Origin of the sequence: Chryseomicrobium aureum, from assembly GCF_043182735.1 — a bacterium.
Classification (GTDB): Bacteria; Bacillota; Bacilli; order Bacillales_A; family Planococcaceae; genus Chryseomicrobium; species Chryseomicrobium aureum.
The window spans coordinates 612389-635249 of record NZ_CP171117.1 but is presented as its reverse complement, the minus strand read 5'-3'; the positions used below and the strand labels follow the sequence as shown (position 1 = coordinate 635249).

Sequence of the window (22861 nt, the reverse complement as noted above, 5' to 3'; positions counted from 1 at the left end):
CCAGTACACTTATAGAAGAGAATAGAGGTGGTCGCATGATCGTACTACAAGTACAAAATATAACAAAATCCTTCGCAGGCGAAGAGGTTTTGATCAATTGTAAATTAGAAGTCAAAGAACGTGAGCGTGTCGCACTAGTCGGCCGCAATGGTGCAGGAAAATCAACGCTTTTGAAAATTATTGCAGGTGAGATGAGTTACGACTCCGGAGAAATCGTCATGCCAAAAAACAAGACATTTGGCTATTTGGAGCAACACTCTGGTCTCGACAGTCCCCTATCCATTTGGGCTGAGATGATGACTGTGTTCGAACCCATCAAAAAACAAGAGGCTACACTGCGCGAACTTGAGCACCAAATGGCCGACCCGGACGTTTACAACAACCCGGAACTTTATGCAAAAGTGACGCAAGACTATGACCGACTACAACAAGACTTTAAAGACGCAGGCGGCTTCCGCTATGAAAGTGACACACGGTCCATTTTACACGGACTTCAGTTCTACCCAGAAGACTATGACAAACCTGTGCAGTCCCTCTCCGGTGGACAACGGACCCGTTTAGCGCTCGCAAAACAACTGCTCATTCAGCCGGACTTGCTGCTTTTAGACGAGCCAACCAACCACTTGGATATTGAAACGCTCGGCTTTTTAGAAAATTATTTGAAGAACTACCCGGGCTCTATTGTCATCGTCTCCCATGACCGCTACTTTTTAGATCAAGTGACGAATCTCGTGTACGAGATCTCACGCCGGAAAATGACCCGTTATGTCGGAAACTATTCTGCGTACCTTGAACAAAAGGCGCTGGATTACGAAAAAGATGTGAAGACCTTTGAACGCCAACAAGAAGAAAAAGCGAAACTTGAAGATTTCATCAGTCGTAACTTGGCACGTGCTTCTACAACGAAGATGGCCCAGTCACGACGTAAAGTATTGGAAAAGACCGATTGGATGGACTCTCCTGCTGGCGATGAAAAGTCTGCATCTTTTGGCTTCTCCATCGAACGTGAAAGTGGCAATGATGTACTTCGTATCGACAATCTTGCTATTGGCTACGAATCTAAACAAGTCGCATCTGGCATTACGTTTCCTATTTATAAGAAAGACCGCATCGCGCTGATTGGTCCGAACGGAATCGGCAAATCGACGTTGCTGAAGACAGTGATGAAAAAAGTACCTGCTTTTGAAGGTACGGTTCATTACGGAACCAATGTACAATTTGGCTATTACGATCAAGATCAGGCAGATTTAAAATCATCCAAGTCTGTCCTGCAAGAGCTTTGGGACGAGTGGCCGATGTTAAATGAAAAAGACGTGCGAAACGCTCTTGGTCGCTTCTTGTTTTCAGGTGACGATGTGCTGAAACCTGTCACTTCTTTATCTGGAGGAGAAAAAGGACGACTTGCTCTAGCAAAATTAATGCTGTTAAAAGCGAATACACTTGTGTTGGATGAGCCAACGAACCACTTGGATCTTGATAGCAAAGAAGTCCTCGAGAATGCCCTGCTCGATTTTCCGGGAACACTATTGTTTGTTTCTCATGACCGGTACTTTATCAACCGTATTGCCACAAAAGTTGTGGAGCTCTCGCCTACAGGCAGTCATGTCTATTTAGGTGATTACGATTATTATCTAGAAAAGAAAGAAGAAGAGCTCGAACTGAAACAGCTAGCTCAGATAGAAGCAAACCAATCTACTCCTACTCCTGTTGTCACGACAACACAGATTGATAAGTCTGCGAAAAAACGCGAACGTCAAATCACGCGTCGTGTAACAGAGCTCGAAGATCAACTAGCCGTTCTCGAACAAAAGAAAGCAGTGATTGAAGAGGAGCTATGCAAACCGGAAGTATTCGGTGACCACGAACAAGTAGCATCGCTCAATGCAGAACTTGAAGTCATACAAGACGAGCATGACACCCTGTCAATGGAGTGGCTTGAGTTGCAAGAAGAGCTTGAAACGTTGTAACAGGACCAGCATTCGTGCTGGTTCTTTTTTATTCGACAAGAAGCATCTACATATTGGTCAAGAGGCAATTTAAGAAAGTTTTTTTCCACAGATTTGCACACATTGAAAATGGCTTTAAATAAACTATCAACAGACTTATACACATTATCCACATGTGTTTTTTGTGGTTTTGCAGTTTCGTACACAAAATACACCCACTATATATTGTGTTATCCATAGTTATGCACAAGTTACCCACAAATTGTGCATAAGTACAGATGTTCCCTCTTGACGAATGATGTCACATTTGATCAAAGACTGTAATCTTTGTAATAAAAAAGACCGTAGAGAATTTCTCTACAGTCCATTCCAGCTCGAAAGTGGCATGCCAGGTCGCCCATTCATTGCATAATCGCTTCGAGCACCTGCTATAAATTTAGAATATCCCGCTGCTGCTATCATGGCTGCATTATCCGTGCACAACGAAAGGCTAGGTACATAAAATGGCACATCCGCTTCTGCGAAAGTTGTTTCCAACGCCTTACGTAGCCCTTTGTTCGCAGCAACCCCTCCTGCTGCAATCACTTGTTTCACGCCATACTCTTTCGCTGCTCGGCGCGTCTTCTCAACGACAACTTCTACTACACTTTGCTGAAAGCCTGCAGCGACATGTGATGGGTTGATCTCTTGGCCTTTTTGTTGCAAATTATGTTGGTAGTTGATGACGGCAGACTTCAAACCACTGAAACTGAAATCATACGAACCTTCTTCCAACCAGACGCGGGGGAAATCGACTGCTCCGTCACTCTCAGACGCAAGACGGTCGATATGAGGTCCACCTGGATATGGAAGTGATAGTACGCGGGCTACTTTATCATACGCTTCGCCTGCTGCATCATCACGTGTCTCTCCGATTTTTTCAAAGTGACCATCTTCTTGCATGACGATCAGTTCTGTATGCCCTCCAGAGATGACCAGTGCGAGCATTGGAAACTCCATTGGATTCTCTAGTGCGTTCGCATAAATATGTCCAGCAATGTGATGAACGCCAATGAGTGGTAGCTGATGTGCAAATGCAAAGGCTTTTGCAGCTTGGATACCGATGAGAAGCGCACCCACAAGTCCGGGACCTTCTGTCACAGCGACGGCGTCTAACTCTTTTGGCTCAATGGCTGCTTGCGTCAGAGCTTCTTCTATGACAAGTGTGATTTGCTCTACGTGATGGCGAGACGCCACTTCGGGTACGACCCCTCCGAAACGCTTATGGCTCTCAATTTGGGAAGCAACCACATTTGAGACAATCACTGTTCCATCTTTTACAATAGAAGCTGCAGTCTCATCACAACTTGTTTCAATTCCTAATATATATGTCATGTAAATTCCACCCACATTACGAGCGCATCTTCATGCGTATCCGTATAATAATTTTTTCGTATACCGCCTTCTTGGAAACCTAGCTTCCGGTAGAGGTTTTGCGCCGTATCATTCGAGACACGCACTTCGAGTGTCATAACGCGTCCACCGTTTTCGCGCGTGACGCGAATCGCTTCTCGCATCAAGGCTTCTCCAAAACCGTTCCCTCTAGCACGAGTCGTCACCGCTACATTCGTGATATGACATTCATCTGTCACAAGCCACATTCCACAAAATGCAATCACTTCAGACGCCTGATTTTCTCCGACAATATAATAAGCAAAACGATTTGCGAGCATTTCATTGACGAACGCTTCTCGTGACCAAGGCGTCGGGAATGCTTCTTTTTCTAGTTCCCAAACGGCATCCACATCGTCTAGTGTCATCCGTCGAAACGTAATGAACTCAGTCATTGGCTTTCATCCAATTCACTTCAGCTTCTGTTAACCGCAAATAGTCCGGTGTGAGCTCGTGGATGGAAGTAGCTGGTTCTAGTTTTTGTGCAAGACTGATCAATTCAGACGCACGTGGTAGCTGCTCTCCAACACCTGCAAAATACGACACCAGACCGGAAGCCAAAATTGCTTCTTCAAACAGCTTGGCATCTTGTCCGCACCACAAAACAGGCCGTTCCTGTTGGTGTAAAAAATCAAGTAGGTCTGCAAATGAGCGGTGCGCTTCTGTAAGTACCGTTTGTTTGTCATAGACACCAGCAAAAACGTGTTGGCGTCGCGCATCCATCACACTAACAGTCAATCCGTCAAACCACTTTCCAGGCGTTGCAAGGACCGCGAGACTCGACACTGGATAGACAGGAATGTTGAGTGACCAACCTAGTGTCTTCGCTAAGGTCATTCCGATACGAATGCCCGTATAAGATCCAGGTCCTTTCGCTACAGCAATCGCTGACAGCTGGTCCGGTGTGATGCCCGCTTCTTTCATAATACGTTCGATAGTCGGCATTGCAGCTACCGAATGGGTCGTTTTAAAACTATCCGTATGTTCAATCAAAAGTTGCCCGTCTTCAACGAGTGCCACACTCAGTGGTGTATTCGATGTATCAATTCCCAGCCAGATCATGTGCCATCTCCTTAATCAATTGGTTCATTCGGGGAGTTGTACCCGTCATTTCACAGACGCGTTCGCCTGTGGATGCAAATCGAATGGTCATATCGATTCGTTCATCCGGCAAAGCGTACTCGATATACTGTGCCCACTCCACAACAGCGACTGCGTCTTGGCGGAAGTAATCTTCCCACCCAAGGTCTTCTTCACTGTCTGCCAAACGGTATACGTCCATATGATAAAAAGGGACTCTCCCCTCGTACTCTTTAATGATTGTGAACGTTGGACTGTTAACGGTCCCTTCCACACCGAGCGCTTTTGCAAAGTATTTTGTCCATGTCGTCTTCCCAGCACCTAGGTCTCCTTCAAGCGTGATGACCTCGCCTCCTGACATGCGGTCTGCAAGTGCTTGGGCATGGCGCTCTGTTTGTTGTAACGTTGTAAAGTTAAATTGTTGCATTGTCATTCTCCGTTCTAGTCACTGCTCTCCATTATAATATGAAGCGCTGTTTGATGCCACCTATGCAAACCAGCTTCTGACGCGTTCAAAAAGTGAGAGATTTCGTTCTGGAAGCGTTTGAAGACGTTCTCTGATGACTGGCACAAGAGTCTGCTCCACAACTTTATAACCCGCTTCTCCGTAGTGCAGTCCGTCATCATCTTGTCCTTTTAAAGCTGTTTTCATATCAGTTTGTTTGATGAATGCATCGTATAAGTCTGCAAACCCTGTATTGAACTCCGCTACCACTTCTTTTAAAGCTTCTCCATACGCTTCAATGACTTGATTGGAGCGCTGCGTCTGCTTGTCCTCATCAACAGGTGGCGGGGTCACTAAGATACAACGGTCTGGACCAATCGCTTTGACCATTTGTTCCAGGTTCGCTTTATACATCTCACGCGGAACGTGTTTATGAGCTGATGAATCGTTCGAACCAAATTGGATGACAACAAGGTCTGGCTGTTCGGCTATCACATCTTTTTGTAGCCGCTTCATCGCATCATTAGTTGTGTCTCCGCTAACACCTTTATTACGAATCTGGTGTTCAGGAAAATGTGGTTCTAGGTGCGCATTGATCATTGGTTTATCGAGTCCTTCATGACGTGCTGTTAAGCTATCTCCAAATAGTACGATTTTCATAGTGACTTTCCTCCAGGTTTCAGATGGCGTGTAATGATGGTATTATATCGTGTGGACCATTTCGTCCAGGTTTCAGAAAGGGGGATTATCCGTGGCAAAAAAACGGATTCACTGGCTGGATGCTGCCAAAGGATTTTTGATGATACTCGTCGTTCTTGGCCATTACCCGCATGACATGCCATTCCCATTGATTCAATATATTTATTGGTTTCATATGCCAGCTTTCTTTTTACTTAGCGGCATTTTCTTTAAAGAAGTACATTCGTTAAAAGACGCAAAAGGGTCTCTAACAAAACGGTTTATGCAACTGTTATTCCCGTATTTCTTTTTCTTAATCGCAATCACAACCGTTCGGTATTCCATTGAGCTTGCTACGTTGAACTTCGATTGGCGTTGGTATGCAGAAGATTTCTTGAAAATCTTCGTTGGAGGACGATTTGCCCGAGGTGCATACGGAGTCATCTGGTTTATTACAACTCTTTATTTCTCGTATGTGATTTTCACTTTCTTGACGCTCTATACGAAACGCTACACACAATGGGTGATTCTTGCTCTATTATATACTATCGCACATATCCAAAGCTTCTGGGCAATGGATGTCGTCGGGGGAGCACCGGATGAAGCGAGCCAGACGATTCCGATGCTTTGGAACCTGGATGTCGCATTTATTGCCGTTGTGTACTTTGCAATCGGAAGCTATTTGAAGACGTTTTGGTTGGAGGTACCTCATAAAGTAGGTGTTGCAGGCATAGCAGTAACAACAATCGCTGTTGTGGTCGATAAAATTGGTTGGATCGATTACCATTTGAGTCTCAAATTCTTGCGCTACAACCATTTCTTCTTGGACTTGATCATTCCAATTGCGATGATTCTCTCGTTTGTTTGGATTTTCCAATTGCTTGCTAGCAAGTTTGAGATGAAGCCTATGCAAGTCATTGAAAAACACTCGATCGCCATCATGTACTTGCATATCTTTACGTACATGATTTTAAACGATTATTTCTTACTTGGACCTATTGGATTCACAGTAGCAGGAATTGTCTTCCCGATTCTCGCATCTATTGCCATACAGAAGCTCATTCCTCATGGCGAAGTGTTGCTTGGAAATATTTCGCGCTTTTATGTAACGAAAAAAAGAGTCAGCAAGTCTAATGGCTAAAGGAGGAATCGCACATGGCAAAGAAATTACAAGTTCTACTCGGTTTACTCATGCTCACTTTCTTACTTATAGCTTGTGGCTCAACTGAACAAGGAGAGACTTCGGGCGAAGGAGGAGAAGAGATGACAAATGAATTGACACAGCAACTTCAAGAACAAGATGGGGAGTATACACTTGTGATTACGAATGGCACGGATGAGGATGTGACACTCTCATTTACAAGTGGTCAATTATTCGAATACCAACTGCTTGATGACGCGGGTGAGACCGTCTACACGTATTCCATGAATAAAATGTTCACTCAAGCACTAACTGAGCAAACAGTAGCTGCTGGAGATACATGGGAGCTTCCTCTAGAACTTTCAACAGATCTTGCCGCGATGTCTGTTCCAGAAGGCACGTACCAGTTAGATGTCTGGTCACTTGCTGAACAATTCGATGGTGAAAAAGTGACAATTGAAAATTTTGAGTGGTCTGGACAATAAAAAAAGCACTTCCGGTGATCTGCGGGAAGTGCTTTTTCTATTACCCTTTCGTTCCTCCAGCCGTCAAGCCAGAAACGAAATACTTTTGGAAAGCTAAGAACAACAAGGCAATCGGCACAGAGACTAGTACTGCTCCTGCAGCGAACGTCGTAAATGAATTCCCGAACTGCTTCGCAACCAAATCATACAATCCAACAGCTAGTGTAAACTGCTCATTGGAACGTAATAAAATACGCGCGATGATGAAGTCTCCTAGTGGTGCAATAAACGCAAAGAGCGCAACAACAGAGATGATCGGCTTAGCCAGTGGCATGATAATCTGGATAAAGATACGGAAGTGTCCCGCTCCGTCCATACGTGCTGACTCGTCTAAGTCTTTTGGAATCGTATCCAAGTACCCTTTCATCAACCACGTACTCATCGGAATTTGTCCACCTACATAAAACAGAATTAATCCATAATGGCTATCGATCAATCCTAAGCGTGTCGCTAGAACAAAGATGGCAATCAATGCAGCGAAGTTAGGAATCATTTGAAGAATCAAGAACGTCATCAAACCATTTTTACGTCCAACAAAACGGTAACGTGAGAATGAATAGGCTGTGAACGATACTAAAATTACAGAAAGAACCATCGTCAGTAAGCTGATCTTCATGGAATTCCAGTACCATAACAAATAATTCGAACGCTCTAAATCAAACAAGAATGCATAATGTTTTAATGTTGGGTTTTCAGGAATCATACGTGACCCTGACAAGCTATCCCCTGGGTTAAATGAAGAACCTAGTACCCATAGGAGTGGATACAATACAATCGCACACATCGTCAAGATGATTAGATACGATACTGTCAAACGAATTAATTTCCCTTGTTTCTTCGACATTACATCATATCCTCCTCTTGGAACGACTTCGTTCTTCTAAACTGCCATAAAGCTACAGTGATAACGATGATGGAAAGTATCATCGTGATAGCTGCTGCTTTTCCGTACTGGGCACTGGTCATCGTCAAGCGGTAGATCCACGAGATCAAGATATCTGTACCCCCTGCATTCTGACTCGGCAGTGCAGGTCCCCCTCCATTGAACAGGAAGATTACGTTGAAGTTATTAAAGTTAAATGTATATTGCGTAATTAAAATAGGTGCTGTTGCGTACAAAACAAGTGGTAACGTGATGGAGAAAAACTTCTGGAAAACAGAAGCTCCATCTACGTCCGCTGCTTCATACAACTCTTCTGGAATCGACTGAAGGATACCTGTTGTCATCGCGAAGATGAACGGGAAGCCTAGCCACGATTGAATCATAATCAATGCTATCCGCGTAAATGTTTCGTTCGTCATCCACGGGATTGCATCCATACCAATCATTGGTAAGATCACACGGTTGATGACCCCAAACGTATCATTAAACATTCCTGAGAAAATCAAGATTGTAATGAATGATGGTACTGCCCAAGGCAAAATCATAATCGTACGGAAAAGAACTTTTCCTTTTAAATCTTTTTGGTTGATCAAGATGGCTAAGAAAATACCAAGTGCCACTTGCAGCGTCGTTGCCCCAAACGTCCACACAATCGTCCAAGTCAATACAGAGAAGAATGTAGAACGCCAGACATCTAATGTAAAGATGTCTTTGAAGTTTTGAATACCTACCCAGTCCACTAAGTTTGCAGGTGGGGAGTGATACAAATCATAGTTCGTAAACGCTAATAATAATACGAAGATAATCGGGAAAATAACTACGAAAATCAACAAGAAGAACCCCGGTGAAATCATCAGATACGGGAATCCATTGTCAATCAGGTTATGATACTGCTGACGAACAGAATTGACCCCTTCACCTAGATCGCGACGCTTTCCGTTATGATACGCATCATAAAGGTTAAATGCGTAAATCCCGAGTCCCATTAAAGTAAGTAATACAGCAATAATTCCATCAATCAATAAGAAAATGGAGTGATCTAGCTTCGGAATTTCACCAAGGGTTATAAGGCCCCAGTAACCAAAACCAATGTATTGAAAAAATACTGAGCCAAATGAAACAGCCAAAATCAGAAAGACAAGACCTTTAAGAATTTGTTTGTTGTAAAATTGCCCGACCCCTGGAATTAAGGATAACAGCATCGCCGTTTTCCTGTGTTTTGTGGAAGATGTTGATTCTTTCATTCGGCCTAGCCTCCTAAGTGCAGTGCACGTGTTCATAATTCGAATATGTATAAAAAATGGAAGGAAAAGCGGTGGCACGTGAATGCCTACCCGCTTTTCCTAAGTGTTAGGATTAATGATTTGTTTCGATGTTTGTTTTGATTTGATCAACCGCTTCGTCTAAAGCAGATTTCGAATCTGATTTGCTTGTTGCGATTGTTTGTAGAGCTGAAGCCATTGGCCCCCAAACCTCACCCATCTCTGGGATGTTTGGCATTGGCACAGCGTATTGTGATTGAAGGGCTACAGCTTTAGCGCCTTCGTTGTCAGCGATTGCAGGCTCTTCAACTAGCGCTACGTTTGCTGGGATTTCAGAAACTGCTTCGAAACGCGCAAGTGATACTTCATCACTTGTTAAGTGTTCGATTAATTTTGTTGACCAGTATGGGTATTCAGTGAATGATGTTACGTTCCACCCTTTAACACCCATGAATGTTTTCATTGGCTCACCGTTTGGAAGTGTTGGCATTGCTGCTACACCGATGTCGATTCCAGCGTCACGCATACCTTGGAATGCCCATGGTCCGTTCATAACTGAAGCCACTTTACCTTCGTTGAACAAGCCGTCCATTGCTGCTCCACCAGTTTCACCGACGATACCTGCTGGGAATAATCCCTCAGAGTACCATTGTTGAATGTAGTCAGCACCTTCAACAGCGCCTTCGTTGTTTAGACCGATATCTTCACGGTCAAGACCTTCAGCACCTTCACCGAATACATAGCCACCCATACCACCTAGTACAGCGTGTGCGAAGTAGAAGTTATCCCAAAGTGCTAGGAAACCGTAGTTGTCTCCTGAAGTAAAATCTTTAGAGAATGTGTAAAGCTCGTCCATCGTTGCAGGAGCTTCGTCCATCAATGCTTTGTTATAAATAAATACTGGTGTTTCAGTAGCTTTTGGTAATCCGTAAAGAGCCCCATTGTACATTTGAGCTGATACTGATGACTCGCTGTAACGAGCTAATACGTCATCTTCAACTGAGATTTCTTGAATTAGACCCTCTGTTACAACTTGACCAATTTGATCGTGTGGAAGTGTTACGATATCTGGTGCATTTCCAGCAGGACCATCTAAACGTAATTGATCACGGATAGCGTCTGCCATATTTAATTCTTTAAATTCAACTTGAATGCCGTGCTCTGCTTCAAATGAAGCAATTGCATCTTCTAACCAACCTGCAGACTTGTCGATATCTTCCCAGATAACAAGTTTTTCAGGCTTTTCTTCTGTTGCTGCTTCTTCTGTATTTGTAGACCCCTCTGGTGCTTCAGCTTGTTCTTCGCGATCTGGTGCACAAGCTGCAACAATCATCGCTACGAATAATACTAGCAATAAAACTAACCAATTCTTTTTCATAATGCCCCTCCTCTTAGGTTTTCCCCACTCATGCAAGCGTTTGCACACCGCTCATAAATAAATTTCACATCGTCCAGATATGTAAGCATTTTTATAATTCATCCGGAAACTACGTGAAAGCAGTGAAAACGTTTGCATAAATTTAATTTTATTATAGCGTGAATTCACAATATTACAATGCTTTTTTACAATTCTTTTTCAAATTGCTCCTTTTGATTCAGTTGAACCTTAGCTATGTCAGAACTTTACAAAGAAAAACTCTTCGCCAAAAATGAGGAAGAGTTATCGAACAGCTACCAGTACGTCAATTTCATTAGTAGCTTGGAACGGATTATAATCTGTGCGCCATTCTTCTATATCAAATCCTAGTGGCGAATAGTCCTTTTGTTGCTCACAATACGAATATAAATAATCATGCACTTCATGGATAGTTGCAGAACTTCCAGTGTGTCTGACCTTCATATATTCACAAGAAGGGATGGTCAAGCTCACCATATTTTCAGGTAGTTCTAATGCACGCTGCACGCGATACCCGATAACATGTTTGAATCGATCCTTTTTTGGATTGAAATTATCTTTTAAAGGATAGGATTGCACAACTAAGACTTCATCACTTAACCGGTTTTGAATCAAGTCTTTGTTCAGTATCAATTCATTAAAATAACTATGTATCGGGTTTAGCTGCTCTACCTCTAAAAGGCTAGCTTCGAATTGAAAACCTACTATTGTAAATGCACTTCGTTTCACAATCTTCGGAATCATAACTGTTTCCTCCACCTGATATGTCGTATCCGCTTGAACCATTTTCTTGCCTCCTTATCTGCGATTAGTTTATATAGTATTATTCGAAATACCACTTTTATTTGAGGGGGTCGTACTTCAAGTATACCAATTACTACTTTTCAATAAATGCTCGGTATGTTGGGAAATGTTTAACGGCTTCGTAAAAGGGAAACAAAATAGTAACTACTATAGAGGAGGAATTGGATGAATTCTACGTATCAAGATTTACTTCAGACTCTTCATGATTGTGCGGCTGCTTGTAACCATTGTTTTGATGCTTGTTTGCAAGAAGAAGATGTCACGATGATGAAAGAGTGTATTCGACTCGATCGGGAGTGTGCTGATTTTTGTTCGTACTTGGAACAAGCCATTATGCGGAATTCTCCTTTTGTGAAGGAACTAGCAGCTGTTTGTGCTGAGATTTGCGAGCGTTGTGCTGCTGAGTGTGAGCATCATTCACATGATCACTGCCAAGCGTGTGCAGAAGCTTGTAAAAAATGTGCAGAGGCTTGCCGATCTGTCGCATAGTAGAGCTGTCCTTCGGGGCAGTTATTTTTTTTGCGTAAATGAATAAGAGAGAGCCAGTATACTGACGATGAGTGTGCCAAACCCGATCATTAACGTGATTCCTTCAAAAAATGTCATGCGCCTCACTCCTTTAATTATGTTCCCATTATACCGTACATATGTTCGTATTTTCAACAAAAGAAAAACGGCTTTTCGCCGTTTTGCAGTTTTCCCAAGTTTTGATGGAGACTATCGGGATCGAACCGACGACCTCTTGCATGCCATGCAAGCGCTCTCCCAGCTGAGCTAAGCCCCCTTAATCAAGCTACTATTTGATAGTAGCAGAACACCGTTTAAACAACAAGAACAAAAAAGCAGACAAACCCTATATCAATGAGTTTGTCTGCTTCCTTTAAATTTTAAAGCTTTTTAATATCCCGAATCGCCTGCACAGACAGGCGTACTAATAAAATCGCACACAAGAACAATCCAACATACGACACTGTATTTAAATAAACTCCATATGCGGTTTCTACTACTTGTGCAATTGCCAATAAAGCAACGGAGATGATTCCAAACGTAATACCTACCATCAACAAAATAAACTTAGAGAACAACAGTGTTACAAATTGATTGTTCGCTTTATCTGAGAAAATATCATGATGGAGAATTATTTTTCCACTCTCCACCCGCTTAATCAACTGATCGATACGTCTTGGAAATTTACGAAGTGCTGGTAAAGCAAGTGCCATTTCTTCCTCAAACTCTTTCCATACCTGCTTCGGTTCTTGAAACGGCTTCTTCCACATCTCATGCATATAGCGCTCTGAAAACTCTTTGGCTTCTGTAAATGTATCAAAACTTGGATGAATCGCTGTCAATGTCCCATCAAGCGTCACTAGTGAACGCAAAGCCTGCGCAACAGAAGGATAGAAATGCAAGCCATGCTTTCTCACCAGAGCAAACAATGAGAAGATCAATTCTTGGGTTGGAATCTTATCGATATACGATACACGCAACAACAGCTGCCCAATTTCTTGTTCTAGTCGGATACGATCAATATGCGCGGAATCTGAAATCATCTTCGTCAGCGAATCGTAAATGACACTCTCATCTTGTTGATGAAGACCCAATAAAAACAAATGGAACGCATCTTGTTGTTCGTTCGGTAATCTACCGACTGCCCCAAAATCAAGCAATGTCGCCTCTCCGGTCTTTCCATTGATAAATATATTTCCCGGATGCGGGTCTGCGTGGAATATACCAGGTCCTATCATTTGCTCAAAGAACGAATATAAAATCGTCTGTGCAAGCTCATAGCGGTCTAAATCGTGACGAATAATCAACTCGTCCACCTCTGCCACTGTACAACCTTCCACATATTCCTGAACAATCATTTTGCTGTTGCTAAAACGTGTATACACCATAGGCACTTTTACAGGATAGACACTTGCATTGACCGTCTTGGCAATCTGTAGCGTATTCCTTACTTCGATCGAAAAATCAATTTCCTCTTTCAAACCTTCCGCAAACCCATGTGCCAGTTCCCGGAATCCGATACTCTCTGCCCAATCAGACCGCTCAGAAATCCACTCAGCAAAATCAATGAGGATGCCTAAATCGTCTTCCATAATATCTGAAACATCTGGCCGCAATAACTTTACAATCACTACTTCGTCACTCTCTTTGAGCCGCGCTTTATGTACCTGACCAATTGAAGCAGCAGCGAGAGGCGTATAATCAAATTCGCTAAACACATCCTCCGTAGTCCCAGGTAACGCTTCATCAAGAAGACGCACGACTTGTTCATTTGAAAGTGGCGTCACATGTTGTTGGAGATTGCTGAGCTCACGAATAAATGCACGCGGAAACAATTCAGATCGTGTTGATAACACTTGTCCAAACTTCACGAAAATACCGCCTGCTTGTTCGAGTGTATCGCGAAAAGCCCGGGCTAGCTCCTCTTCATTCTCACGATGCCTCGCATACTGCAGAGTCCTTGTAAATCCATTTGTCATTGCTATTTGAAGTACTGCTCGAAATCGCTTTTGACGTCTTCTATAGACAAATAGCCGTGTGAAGAATGAATGATGAGATGACGGCTTCCCACGCTCTGTGAGCGCACGAGGGTCAAAAAGTTCAAAGAATAAGTACAAAAGCATCGCAATTAATAACATGCTCCCCGTCCAAATGATGGCACTTGGATCCGTCACAATATCATAAAAATCATTCGTCAAGAAGTTCGTTGTGCGTAAATACGAATACCAGTAGACAACTGTTGTTAAAATCATACTGATCAATACGGCAAGAAAGCGTTTGACAAAGTTAATTCGCGTTCCCATCAATCGACCACTGATTGCATAAATGAAAACTCCTATCAAAACAGTTACTAGTAACAGTCCTGCAACTTTCATTCGCTCACCTCCCTTGTTTTCTCTATTTTCACGTATAGTCAGCTGAATAACAAGCTCTATTTCCATGGTATACTTACTATACACTCTGAAGGGAGTCGATTTTTATCTTTGAATACTTTTTAGTTTTCCTCGGCGCTGCCATACCCTGGTTAGAAATGGGACTAGTCATACCTGTTGGAATTCTCTCGGGTCTCGATCCTTTTCTAGTTACGATTGTTGCAGTTGTCGGAAACCTTTTAACGGTTTTCTTATTGATTATTGGCTATGAAAAATTACAGGTTTGGTTGGCTTCTCGACGCAAGTCAAAACCTGTTGCAAATTCAAAACGAAGTAACCGTGCAATGCAGTTATGGAAAAAGTACGGCTTACCTGGAATGATTATGCTAGGGCCAATTTTAATCGGTACACACGTCGCGGCCTTCATAGCTTTACTAGTCGGTGGAACAAAAGGTCATACTACCCTTTGGTCGATCATTAGTATTGTTCTCTGGGGTCTTGCTTTTGCCTTAGCGACAGCATTTGGTTTAGATATTTTTGGAAGAATCATTTAGGAGTTGGTACTTTGAATAACAAACGTATTTGTCAGAACTGTGGGCATATCTGGTCTTATCCAGCAGCTTTAAAACGTGCATGGCTATCAAATTCTGAACAGAGCTGTGAGAAGTGTGGCGCACGACAGTACTTGTCTGCTCACTCGCGTATGCGAAGTGGGACGTATGCTGTGATGGTAATGGTCGTTATTTTACTGATTCGTGTTCTTGTTGATTTGTCTGTCACTTCGTCTGTTTTACTTTCTGTAGGATTGTTTTTAGCTGTATTCTTGCTGTATCCGTTTACGATTGAGTTGACGAGTGATAATCAGAAATTGGCGGGAATGCAGCGGCCGCCTAGAAAGAAAAAGAAGAAGTAAGCTTTTTTGCAAAGCGATGTGTACTTCAAATTGCAAGGTCTATCTTATGATGCTTGTTCTAAAGATTAAAGTAAGAACGAAGAGGACAGGTGGGGGTATTTCTTAGCTGTCAATCCCTCCATCCAGGCCGCCATTTCCTGGGGGACTTTCCCCGAGCCTCCCCACGTAAGCTGAAAGAAGAGCTCTTTCATCTTCGTTGCCGGGTCTCGGGAAAACTCAGATGGCCCGGGAAATGACGACCTGGACTCCATGATTGATTGCCACTGAGAAGTTATCCCTCTTAATTTCTTATTTAAACTTTGTAGACTGGCGTTCGACCACTGACAGATCGGAGCTTGCTAGAAATACACTTGGAGATCTAAGGGCTTCCTAGAAACGCATTTTGTATTCAAGCATTTGCTAGAAAGAAGTCTTTGACATTTCAGGTCTTACTAGCAAGGGTTTTGTGACTTCAGTTCTTACAAGAAAGTGAAGTTTGATCTCACTTGCTGTCCTCTTCGTTCGTGGACTGGCTCTTCAGACGAACATCGCAGGGGAGACACATCCATCTGAGAGAAGACAAACAGCGTATGAAAAGGTTGTCTTACTTTTTTGCATACAAAAAAGGCCACCCCCTGACGGGATGACCTTCTTCTCTTGTTGCCCAGCGACGTCCTACTCTCACAGGGGGAGACCCCCAACTACCATCGGCGCTGAAGAGCTTAACTTCCGTGTTCGGTATGGGAACGGGTGTGACCTCTTCGCCATCATCACTAGACCTTGAGCCTGTTCGCTCAAAACTGGATAGAATGACAATTGATTGTGTTCAGATATGGAATCGAGTTCTGGCTCCTAGAAATACACTCCACAAGCTGTCAGCCCCATCGAGGTAGAACCTCGCTGTGTCTGCCATCTTATCTCGGCATTTCTGGACAGTCGCCGCCACATCTAAATGTTGTCGAGTTCCGTGACCTAGAAACACACTCCCAGACCGGCCGCACCCGATAAGACGAAGACCGTCTTCTCGTGCACGTCCGATCTACTCGGAGTTTCTTGCGCAGGTCACTTCACATCTCGTTTTTTGGTTAAGTCCTCGATCGATTAGTATTCGTCAGCTCCACACGTCGCCGTGCTTCCACCCCGAACCTATCTACCTCATCGTCTTTGAGGGATCTTACTTACTTGCGTAATGGGAAATCTCATCTTGAGGGGGGCTTCATGCTTAGATGCTTTCAGCACTTATCCCGTCCACACATAGCTACCCAGCGATGCCTTTGGCAAGACAACTGGTACACCAGCGGTGTGTCCATCCCGGTCCTCTCGTACTAAGGACAGCTCCTCTCAAATTTCCTACGCCCACGACGGATAGGGACCGAACTGTCTCACGACGTTCTGAACCCAGCTCGCGTACCGCTTTAATGGGCGAACAGCCCAACCCTTGGGACCGACTACAGCCCCAGGATGCGATGAGCCGACATCGAGGTGCCAAACCTCCCCGTCGATGTGGACTCTTGGGGGAGATAAGCCTGTTATCCCCGGGGTAGCTTTTATCCGTTGAGCGATGGCCCTTCCATGCGGAACCACCGGATCACTAAGCCCGTCTTTCGACCCTGCTCGACTTGTAGGTCTCGCAGTCAAGCTCCCTTCTGCCTTTACACTCTTCGAATGATTTCCAACCATTCTGAGGGAACCTTTGGGCGCCTCCGTTACACTTTAGGAGGCGACCGCCCCAGTCAAACTGTCCGCCTGACACTGTCTCCTGCCCGGGTCACGGGCATGGGTTAGAACTTCAATACAACCAGGGTAGTATCCCACCGACGCCTCCTCCGAAGCTGGCGCTCCGGGCTCTTAGGCTCCTACCTATCCTGTACAAGTTGCACCAAAGTTCAATATCAGGCTACAGTAAAGCTCCACGGGGTCTTTCCGTCCTGTCGCGGGTAACCTGCATCTTCACAGGTACTATAATTTCACCGAGTCTCTCGTTGAGACAGTGCCCAGATCGTTACGCCTTTCGTGCGGGTCGGAACTTACCCGACAAGGAATTTCGCTACCTTAGGACCGTTATAGTTACGGCCGCCGTTTACTGGGGCTTCAATTCGCACCTTCGCTTGCGCTAAGCACTCCTCTTAACCTTCCAGCACCGGGCAGGCGTCAGCCCCTATACGTCACCTTACGGTTTTGCAGAGACCTGTGTTTTTGCTAAACAGTCGCCTGGGCCTATTCACTGCGGCTCTCTCGGGCTTTCACCCTGTCAGAGCACCCCTTCTCCCGAAGTTACGGGGTCATTTTGCCGAGTTCCTTAACGAGAGTTCACTCGCTCACCTTAGGATTCTCTCCTCGACCACCTGTGTCGGTTTGCGGTACGGGCACCTCCCGCCTCGCTAGAGGCTTTTCTTGGCAGCGTGAAATCAGAAACTTCGGACTACGTCCTCCTCATCACAGCCTGGTGTTATAGATGCGGGATTTGCCTCACATCACACCTCACTGCTTGAACGTGCACATCCAACGGCACGCTTCCCTATCCTACTGCGTCCCCCCATCACTCAAATGGCGGGGAGGTGGTACAGGAATATCAACCTGTTGTCCATCGTCTACGCCTATCGGCCTCGACTTAGGTCCCGACTGACCCTGAGCGGACGAGCCTTCCTCAGGAAACCTTGGTCATACGGTGGATGGGATTCTCACCCATCTTTCGCTACTCATACCGGCATTCTCACTTCTAAGCGCTCCACCTGTCCTTCCGGTCAGACTTCGACGCCCTTAGAACGCTCTCCTACCACGCATACCCTAGGTATGCATCCACAGCTTCGGTGAACCGTTTAGCCCCGATACATTTTCGGCGCAGCGTCACTCGACCAGTGAGCTATTACGCACTCTTTAAATGATGGCTGCTTCTAAGCCAACATCCTGGTTGTCTAAGCAACGCCACATCCTTTTCCACTTAACGGTTACTTGGGGACCTTAGCTGGTGGTCTGGGCTGTTTCCCTCTTGACTACGGATCTTATCACTCGCAGTCTGACTCCCAGATACAAATCATCGGCATTCGGAGTTTGTCTGAATTCGGTAACCCGGGATGGGCCCCTAGTCCAAACAGTGCTCTACCTCCGAGATTCTTCATCTGAGGCTAGCCCTAAAGCTATTTCGGAGAGAACCAGCTATCTCCAGGTTCGATTGGAATTTCTCCGCTACCCACACCTCATCCCCGCACTTTTCAACGTGCGTGGGTTCGGACCTCCAGTGAGTGTTACCTCACCTTCATCCTGGACATGGGTAGATCACCTGGTTTCGGGTCTACGACCCCATACTCATTCGCCCTGTTCAGACTCGCTTTCGCTGCGGCTCCGTCTCCTCGACTTAACCTTGCATGGAATCGTAACTCGCCGGTTCATTCTACAAAAGGCACGCTATCACCCATTAACGGGCTCTAACTACTTGTAGGCACACGGTTTCAGGATCTCTTTCACTCCCCTTCCGGGGTGCTTTTCACCTTTCCCTCACGGTACTGGTTCACTATCGGTCACTAGGGAGTATTTAGCCTTGGGAGATGGTCCTCCCGGATTCCGACGGAATTTCACGTGTTCCGCCGTACTCAGGATCCACTCTGGAGGGCAATGGGTTTGGACTACAGGACTCTTACCTCGTGTCGTGGGCCTTTCCAGACCGCTTCGTCTACCCCTTGCCTTTGTAACTCCGTATAGAGTGTCCTACAACCCCAAGAGGCAAGCCTCTTGGTTTGGGCTCTTCCCGTTTCGCTCGCCGCTACTCAGGGAATCGATTTTTCTTTCTCTTCCTCCAGGTACTTAGATGTTTCAGTTCCCTGGGTCTGCCTCCGACCAGCTATGTATTCACTGGAAGGTAACACGCCATTACGCGTGCTGGGTTTCCCCATTCGGAAATCTCCGGATCAAAGCTCACTTACAGCTCCCCGAAGCATATCGGTGTTAGTGCCGTCCTTCATAGGCTCCTAGTGCCAAGGCATCCACCGTGCGCCCTTCCTAACTTAACCTAAGTTAGTGCTCTCCATAAAGAAGAGACTTAAGGTCACACGTCAATTGCTTGACGTTGTGTTTTGTTACAATCAATGTCGTTCTATCCAGTTTTCAAAGAACAAGAATTGGTGGAGCCTAGCGGGATCGAACCGCTGACCTCCTGCGTGCAAGGCAGGCGCTCTCCCAGCTGAGCTAAGGCCCCGAGAATGGGTATCTAATTAAAAAATGGTGGGCCTAAATGGACTCGAACCATCGACCTCACGCTTATCAGGCGTGCGCTCTAACCAGCTGAGCTATAGGCCCCAAAAGAATGCAATTGTAGTTGAACATTCAAAACTGAACTGCAAGACGTCAAGTCAGACCAAAGGGTCTGTTCCGAAATAATCCTTAGAAAGGAGGTGATCCAGCCGCACCTTCCGATACGGCTACCTTGTTACGACTTCACCCCAATCATCTGTCCCACCTTCGGCGGCTGGCCCCATAAAGGTTACCCCACCGACTTCGGGTGTTACAAACTCTCGTGGTGTGACGGGCGGTGTGTACAAGGCCCGGGAACGTATTCACCGTGGCATGCTGATCCACGATTACTAGCGATTCCAGCTTCATGTAGGCGAGTTGCAGCCTACAATCCGAACTGAGAATGGTTTTATGGGATTGGCTCCCCCTCGCGGGTTCGCAGCCCTTTGTACCATCCATTGTAGCACGTGTGTAGCCCAGGTCATAAGGGGCATGATGATTTGACGTCATCCCCACCTTCCTCCGGTTTGTCACCGGCAGTCACCTTAGAGTGCCCAACTGAATGCTGGCAACTAAGATCAAGGGTTGCGCTCGTTGCGGGACTTAACCCAACATCTCACGACACGAGCTGACGACAACCATGCACCACCTGTCACCGCCGTCCCCGAAGGGAAGGCCTAGTCTCCTAGGCGGTCGGCGGGATGTCAAGACCTGGTAAGGTTCTTCGCGTTGCTTCGAATTAAACCACATGCTCCACCGCTTGTGCGGGCCCCCGTCAATTCCTTTGAGTTTCAGTCTTGCGACCGTACTCCCCAGGCGGAGTGCTTAATGCGTTAGCTGCAGCACTAAGGGGCGGAAACCCCCTAACACTTAGCACTCATCGTTTACGGCGTGGACTACCAGGGTATCTAATCCTGTTTGCTCCCCACGCTTTCGCGCCTCAGCGTCAGTTACAGACCAGAAAGCCGCCTTCGCCACTGGTGTTCCTCCAAATCTCTACGCATTTCACCGCTACACTTGGAATTCCGCTTTCCTCTTCTGCACTCAAGTCCCCCAGTTTCCAATGACCCTCCACGGTTGAGCCGTGGGCTTTCACATCAGACTTAAGGGACCGCCTGCGCGCGCTTTACGCCCAATGATTCCGGACAACGCTTGCCACCTACGTATTACCGCGGCTGCTGGCACGTAGTTAGCCGTGGCTTTCTAATGAGGTACCGTCAAGGTACCGGCAGTTACTCCGGTACTTGTTCTTCCCTCACAACAGAGTTTTACGATCCGAGAACCTTCTTCACTCACGCGGCGTTGCTCCATCAGACTTTCGTCCATTGTGGAAGATTCCCTACTGCTGCCTCCCGTAGGAGTCTGGGCCGTGTCTCAGTCCCAGTGTGGCCGATCACCCTCTCAGGTCGGCTACGCATCGTCGCCTTGGTGGGCCGTTACCCCACCAACTAGCTAATGCGCCGCGGGCCCATCCTGTAGTGACAGCCGAGGCCGCCTTTCAACACCGGACCATGTGGTCTGGTGGATTATTCGGTATTAGCCCCGGTTTCCCGGAGTTATCCCAATCTACAGGGCAGGTTGCCCACGTGTTACTCACCCGTCCGCCGCTGAATCTGGAGGAGCAAGCTCCTCCTTCATCCGCTCGACTTGCATGTATTAGGCACGCCGCCAGCGTTCGTCCTGAGCCAGGATCAAACTCTCCATAAAAGAGAACTTAATAGAAGCTCATTTTGTTGCTGGCATCATTTATTCGAGTGTTAAACACTCCAATATCGATATCCAAAAAAATATCCTTCTCCACTAACGAGGGTTAGCTTCGAAAGGTTAATCTTAACGTCTTGCATGTTCAGTTTTCAATGTTCAGCTTTAATGCTCTCAAATAAATTGGAGCGGGTGAAGGGAATCGAACCCTCATCACCAGCTTGGAAGGCTGGGGTTTTACCACTAAACTACACCCGCGTGATTTGTATGTTAGTAAGAATAAAGTTATTGGCGCGCCCGGCAGGAGTCGAACCCACAACCTTCTGATCCGTAGTCAGACGCTCTATCCAATTGAGCTACGGGCGCTATTTTTGAATGGTGCGGCCGAGAGGACTTGAACCTCCACGGGGTTAACCCCCACTAGGCCCTCAACCTAGCGCGTCTGCCATTCCGCCACGACCGCGTAGTCATCAATCATGAATTGATGCGACAATCACTATTCTACTATAATTCCTTACTTACTGTCAAGGGAAAATGGTGAGCCATGAAGGACTCGAACCTTCGACCCTCTGATTAAAAGTCAGATGCTCTACCAACTGAGCTAATGGCTCTCTATAAAAAATGGCTGGGGTACTAGGATTCGAACCTAGGCATGACGGAATCAAAATCCGTTGCCTTACCGCTTGGCTATACCCCAGTAATAAAATGGCGGTCCCGACGGGAATCGAACCCGCGATCTCCTGCGTGACAGGCAGGCATGTTAACCGCTACACCACGGGACCACATTATGTATAATAGCAAAAGAAAAATGACCCCTACGGGATTCGAACCCGTGTTACCGCCGTGAAAGGGCGGTGTCTTAACCGCTTGACCAAGGGGCCATGAATGGCTCCGAAGGCAGGACTCGAACCTGCGACCTGCCGGTTAACAGCCGGATGCTCTACCAACTGAGCTACTTCGGAATGTTGTTGTTTTGTTGCTGCGTCATCAGCTGACTTTTATTATTATAGATACACCTTATAGAAAGGTCAACAGTTTTTCTCTATATTTTTATAGTTTTTTTATTCCGCCGTACTCCAACCGACCAGAACACTTGCTACACCTGTATTTATCGGTATTCATTCGAATTTTCCGACTATAATTCTGACTGCATTTTAGACATCGATACAGGTGTATGTGAGGTCTCTTCTTTTGTTTTGTGTCCGAGATTGCTCGACAGAAACGAGGAGCCCCTACTTCTTTTAATAGTTGTTTAAACTCCTGATCACCATGTTTATACCCTCTTCCTTCCAAATGTAAATGGTAATGAACCAATTCGTGTTTGATAATTCCCTCCACTTCCTCCAGACTTCCGTGACTTACATAGCGTGGATTAATTTCAATGTCGTGAGAAATTAATAGGTAGCGCCCTCCTGTGGTTCGGAGTCTTGAATTAAAGCGAGCGGTATGACGAAAAGGTTTATAAAAATAATTTAAAGAAAGCTGTTCAACTAAAACTTGTAATTCCTCTTCAGACATAATCTGCCTCTCCTTCTAAAATGCTAAATGAAATGTTTAGGTTGAAATTCACAT

18 protein-coding genes, 11 tRNA genes and 3 rRNA genes are annotated in these 22861 nt (G+C 45.5%); 6 read left to right on the top strand and 26 right to left on the bottom strand.

Translation table 11 applies throughout. The features are described 5' to 3' along the window. Positions 1-35 precede the first annotated feature (35 nt). Positions 36-1967: an ABC-F family ATP-binding cassette domain-containing protein gene (locus ACF3OH_RS03545; RefSeq protein ID WP_392455834.1), complete on the top strand. Its 1932-nt coding sequence runs from the start codon at positions 36-38 to the stop codon at positions 1965-1967. Positions 1968-2303: 336 nt separating this feature from the next. On the opposite strand, the gene tsaD is transcribed toward ACF3OH_RS03545, so the two are convergent. The 5 genes from tsaD to ACF3OH_RS03520 are packed head-to-tail and all read right to left on the bottom strand — an operon-like array spanning position 2304 to position 5562. Continuing rightward, positions 2304-3320, bottom strand: a complete 1017-nt coding sequence (tsaD, locus tag ACF3OH_RS03540; RefSeq protein ID WP_392455833.1) for a tRNA (adenosine(37)-N6)-threonylcarbamoyltransferase complex transferase subunit TsaD — start codon at positions 3318-3320, stop codon at positions 2304-2306. Next, complete coding sequence (gene rimI, locus ACF3OH_RS03535; protein WP_392455831.1) at positions 3317-3772, bottom strand: ribosomal protein S18-alanine N-acetyltransferase; 456 nt, start codon at positions 3770-3772, stop codon at positions 3317-3319. Before rimI ends, tsaD begins: the two co-directional genes overlap by 4 nt. Beyond that, on the bottom strand, positions 3765-4439 hold the full coding sequence (gene tsaB, locus ACF3OH_RS03530; protein ID WP_392455829.1) for a tRNA (adenosine(37)-N6)-threonylcarbamoyltransferase complex dimerization subunit type 1 TsaB: 675 nt from the start codon (positions 4437-4439) through the stop codon (positions 3765-3767). The genes rimI and tsaB overlap by 8 nt, the downstream gene beginning before the upstream one ends. Continuing rightward, a complete protein-coding gene (gene tsaE, locus ACF3OH_RS03525) occupies positions 4420-4884 on the bottom strand; it encodes a tRNA (adenosine(37)-N6)-threonylcarbamoyltransferase complex ATPase subunit type 1 TsaE (protein ID WP_392455828.1) in 465 nt (154 codons plus the stop codon). Before tsaE ends, tsaB begins: the two co-directional genes overlap by 20 nt. Positions 4885-4944: 60 nt before the next feature. Further along, complete coding sequence (locus ACF3OH_RS03520) at positions 4945-5562, bottom strand: SGNH/GDSL hydrolase family protein (protein ID WP_392455827.1); 618 nt, start codon at positions 5560-5562, stop codon at positions 4945-4947. A 91-nt stretch (positions 5563-5653) separates the two neighbouring features. Here ACF3OH_RS03520 and ACF3OH_RS03515 point away from each other — a divergent pair, with 91 nt between their 5' ends. Both ACF3OH_RS03515 and ACF3OH_RS03510 read left to right on the top strand, forming a co-directional pair. Beyond that, positions 5654-6721, top strand: coding sequence for an acyltransferase family protein (locus ACF3OH_RS03515; protein WP_204590751.1), 1068 nt, complete (start codon positions 5654-5656; stop codon positions 6719-6721). Between the two features lie 14 nt (positions 6722-6735). Continuing rightward, positions 6736-7206, top strand: coding sequence for a BsuPI-related putative proteinase inhibitor (locus ACF3OH_RS03510; RefSeq protein ID WP_392455826.1), 471 nt, complete (start codon positions 6736-6738; stop codon positions 7204-7206). 40 nt (positions 7207-7246) lie between these two features. Here ACF3OH_RS03510 and ACF3OH_RS03505 read toward each other — a convergent pair whose 3' ends face one another. From ACF3OH_RS03505 to ACF3OH_RS03490, 4 genes are all read right to left on the bottom strand, one after another. Continuing rightward, positions 7247-8089, bottom strand: coding sequence for a sugar ABC transporter permease (locus ACF3OH_RS03505; protein WP_204590755.1), 843 nt, complete (start codon positions 8087-8089; stop codon positions 7247-7249). Then, positions 8089-9372 carry a carbohydrate ABC transporter permease gene (locus ACF3OH_RS03500; protein ID WP_204590757.1) on the bottom strand — a complete coding sequence of 428 codons (1284 nt, stop codon included), beginning with the start codon at positions 9370-9372 and terminating at the stop codon, positions 8089-8091. Before ACF3OH_RS03500 ends, ACF3OH_RS03505 begins: the two co-directional genes overlap by 1 nt. A 112-nt stretch (positions 9373-9484) precedes the next feature. Continuing rightward, a complete protein-coding gene (locus ACF3OH_RS03495; protein WP_204590759.1) occupies positions 9485-10768 on the bottom strand; it encodes an extracellular solute-binding protein in 1284 nt (427 codons plus the stop codon). A 282-nt stretch (positions 10769-11050) separates the two neighbouring features. After that, on the bottom strand, positions 11051-11572 hold the full coding sequence (locus ACF3OH_RS03490; protein WP_204590761.1) for a GyrI-like domain-containing protein: 522 nt from the start codon (positions 11570-11572) through the stop codon (positions 11051-11053). Between the two features lie 183 nt (positions 11573-11755). Between ACF3OH_RS03490 and ACF3OH_RS03485 the strand changes: the two genes are divergently transcribed. Next, the gene (locus ACF3OH_RS03485; protein WP_204590763.1) at positions 11756-12079 is read left to right on the top strand and encodes a four-helix bundle copper-binding protein; all 324 of its coding nucleotides are present in this window, start codon (positions 11756-11758) and stop codon (positions 12077-12079) included. A 21-nt stretch (positions 12080-12100) separates the two neighbouring features. Here ACF3OH_RS03485 and ACF3OH_RS03480 read toward each other — a convergent pair whose 3' ends face one another. The 3 genes from ACF3OH_RS03480 to ACF3OH_RS03470 all read right to left on the bottom strand — a co-directional run bounded on the left by ACF3OH_RS03480 (position 12101) and on the right by ACF3OH_RS03470 (position 14472). Then, the gene (locus ACF3OH_RS03480) at positions 12101-12196 is read right to left on the bottom strand and encodes a putative holin-like toxin (protein ID WP_239584934.1); all 96 of its coding nucleotides are present in this window, start codon (positions 12194-12196) and stop codon (positions 12101-12103) included. A gap of 105 nt (positions 12197-12301) precedes the next feature. Beyond that, positions 12302-12374, bottom strand: a tRNA-Ala gene (locus ACF3OH_RS03475). Positions 12375-12477: 103 nt separating this feature from the next. Beyond that, positions 12478-14472, bottom strand: a complete 1995-nt coding sequence (locus ACF3OH_RS03470; protein ID WP_392455824.1) for an ABC1 kinase family protein — start codon at positions 14470-14472, stop codon at positions 12478-12480. 155 nt (positions 14473-14627) lie between these two features. On the opposite strand from ACF3OH_RS03470, the gene ACF3OH_RS03465 reads away from it, so the two are divergent. Together ACF3OH_RS03465 and ACF3OH_RS03460 are read left to right on the top strand one after the other, a co-directional pair. After that, positions 14628-15023 carry a small multi-drug export protein gene (locus ACF3OH_RS03465; RefSeq protein ID WP_392455822.1) on the top strand — a complete coding sequence of 132 codons (396 nt, stop codon included), beginning with the start codon at positions 14628-14630 and terminating at the stop codon, positions 15021-15023. Positions 15024-15034: 11 nt separating this feature from the next. Further along, positions 15035-15382, top strand: coding sequence for a TIGR04104 family putative zinc finger protein (locus ACF3OH_RS03460; RefSeq protein WP_392455821.1), 348 nt, complete (start codon positions 15035-15037; stop codon positions 15380-15382). 641 nt (positions 15383-16023) lie between these two features. Here ACF3OH_RS03460 and rrf read toward each other — a convergent pair. From rrf to ACF3OH_RS03390, 14 genes are all read right to left on the bottom strand, one after another. Next, positions 16024-16139 (bottom strand): 5S ribosomal RNA (gene rrf / locus ACF3OH_RS03455). 303 nt (positions 16140-16442) lie between these two features. Further along, a 23S ribosomal RNA gene (locus tag ACF3OH_RS03450) occupies positions 16443-19368 on the bottom strand. A 109-nt stretch (positions 19369-19477) separates the two neighbouring features. Beyond that, positions 19478-19553, bottom strand: a tRNA-Ala gene (locus ACF3OH_RS03445). A gap of 24 nt (positions 19554-19577) precedes the next feature. Continuing rightward, positions 19578-19654 (bottom strand) — tRNA-Ile (locus ACF3OH_RS03440). Positions 19655-19742: 88 nt separating this feature from the next. Continuing rightward, positions 19743-21295, bottom strand: a 16S ribosomal RNA gene (locus ACF3OH_RS03435). The 16S, 23S and 5S rRNA genes sit together here with 10 tRNA genes alongside, the layout of an rRNA operon. Positions 21296-21473: 178 nt before the next feature. Then, positions 21474-21547, bottom strand: a tRNA-Gly gene (locus tag ACF3OH_RS03430). Positions 21548-21578: 31 nt separating this feature from the next. After that, positions 21579-21655, bottom strand: a tRNA-Arg gene (locus tag ACF3OH_RS03425). A gap of 10 nt (positions 21656-21665) precedes the next feature. Further along, positions 21666-21752, bottom strand: a tRNA-Leu gene (locus tag ACF3OH_RS03420). A 72-nt stretch (positions 21753-21824) separates the two neighbouring features. Beyond that, positions 21825-21900: transfer RNA gene (locus ACF3OH_RS03415), tRNA-Lys, on the bottom strand. Between the two features lie 11 nt (positions 21901-21911). Further along, a tRNA-Gln gene (locus ACF3OH_RS03410) sits at positions 21912-21986 on the bottom strand. Between the two features lie 9 nt (positions 21987-21995). Next, positions 21996-22071: transfer RNA gene (locus tag ACF3OH_RS03405), tRNA-Asp, on the bottom strand. A 27-nt stretch (positions 22072-22098) separates the two neighbouring features. Then, positions 22099-22170, bottom strand: a tRNA-Glu gene (locus ACF3OH_RS03400). Between the two features lie 5 nt (positions 22171-22175). Then, positions 22176-22251 (bottom strand) — tRNA-Asn (locus tag ACF3OH_RS03395). Positions 22252-22339: 88 nt separating this feature from the next. After that, positions 22340-22807, bottom strand: coding sequence for a SprT family protein (locus ACF3OH_RS03390; protein WP_392455820.1), 468 nt, complete (start codon positions 22805-22807; stop codon positions 22340-22342). Positions 22808-22861 lie beyond the last annotated feature (54 nt).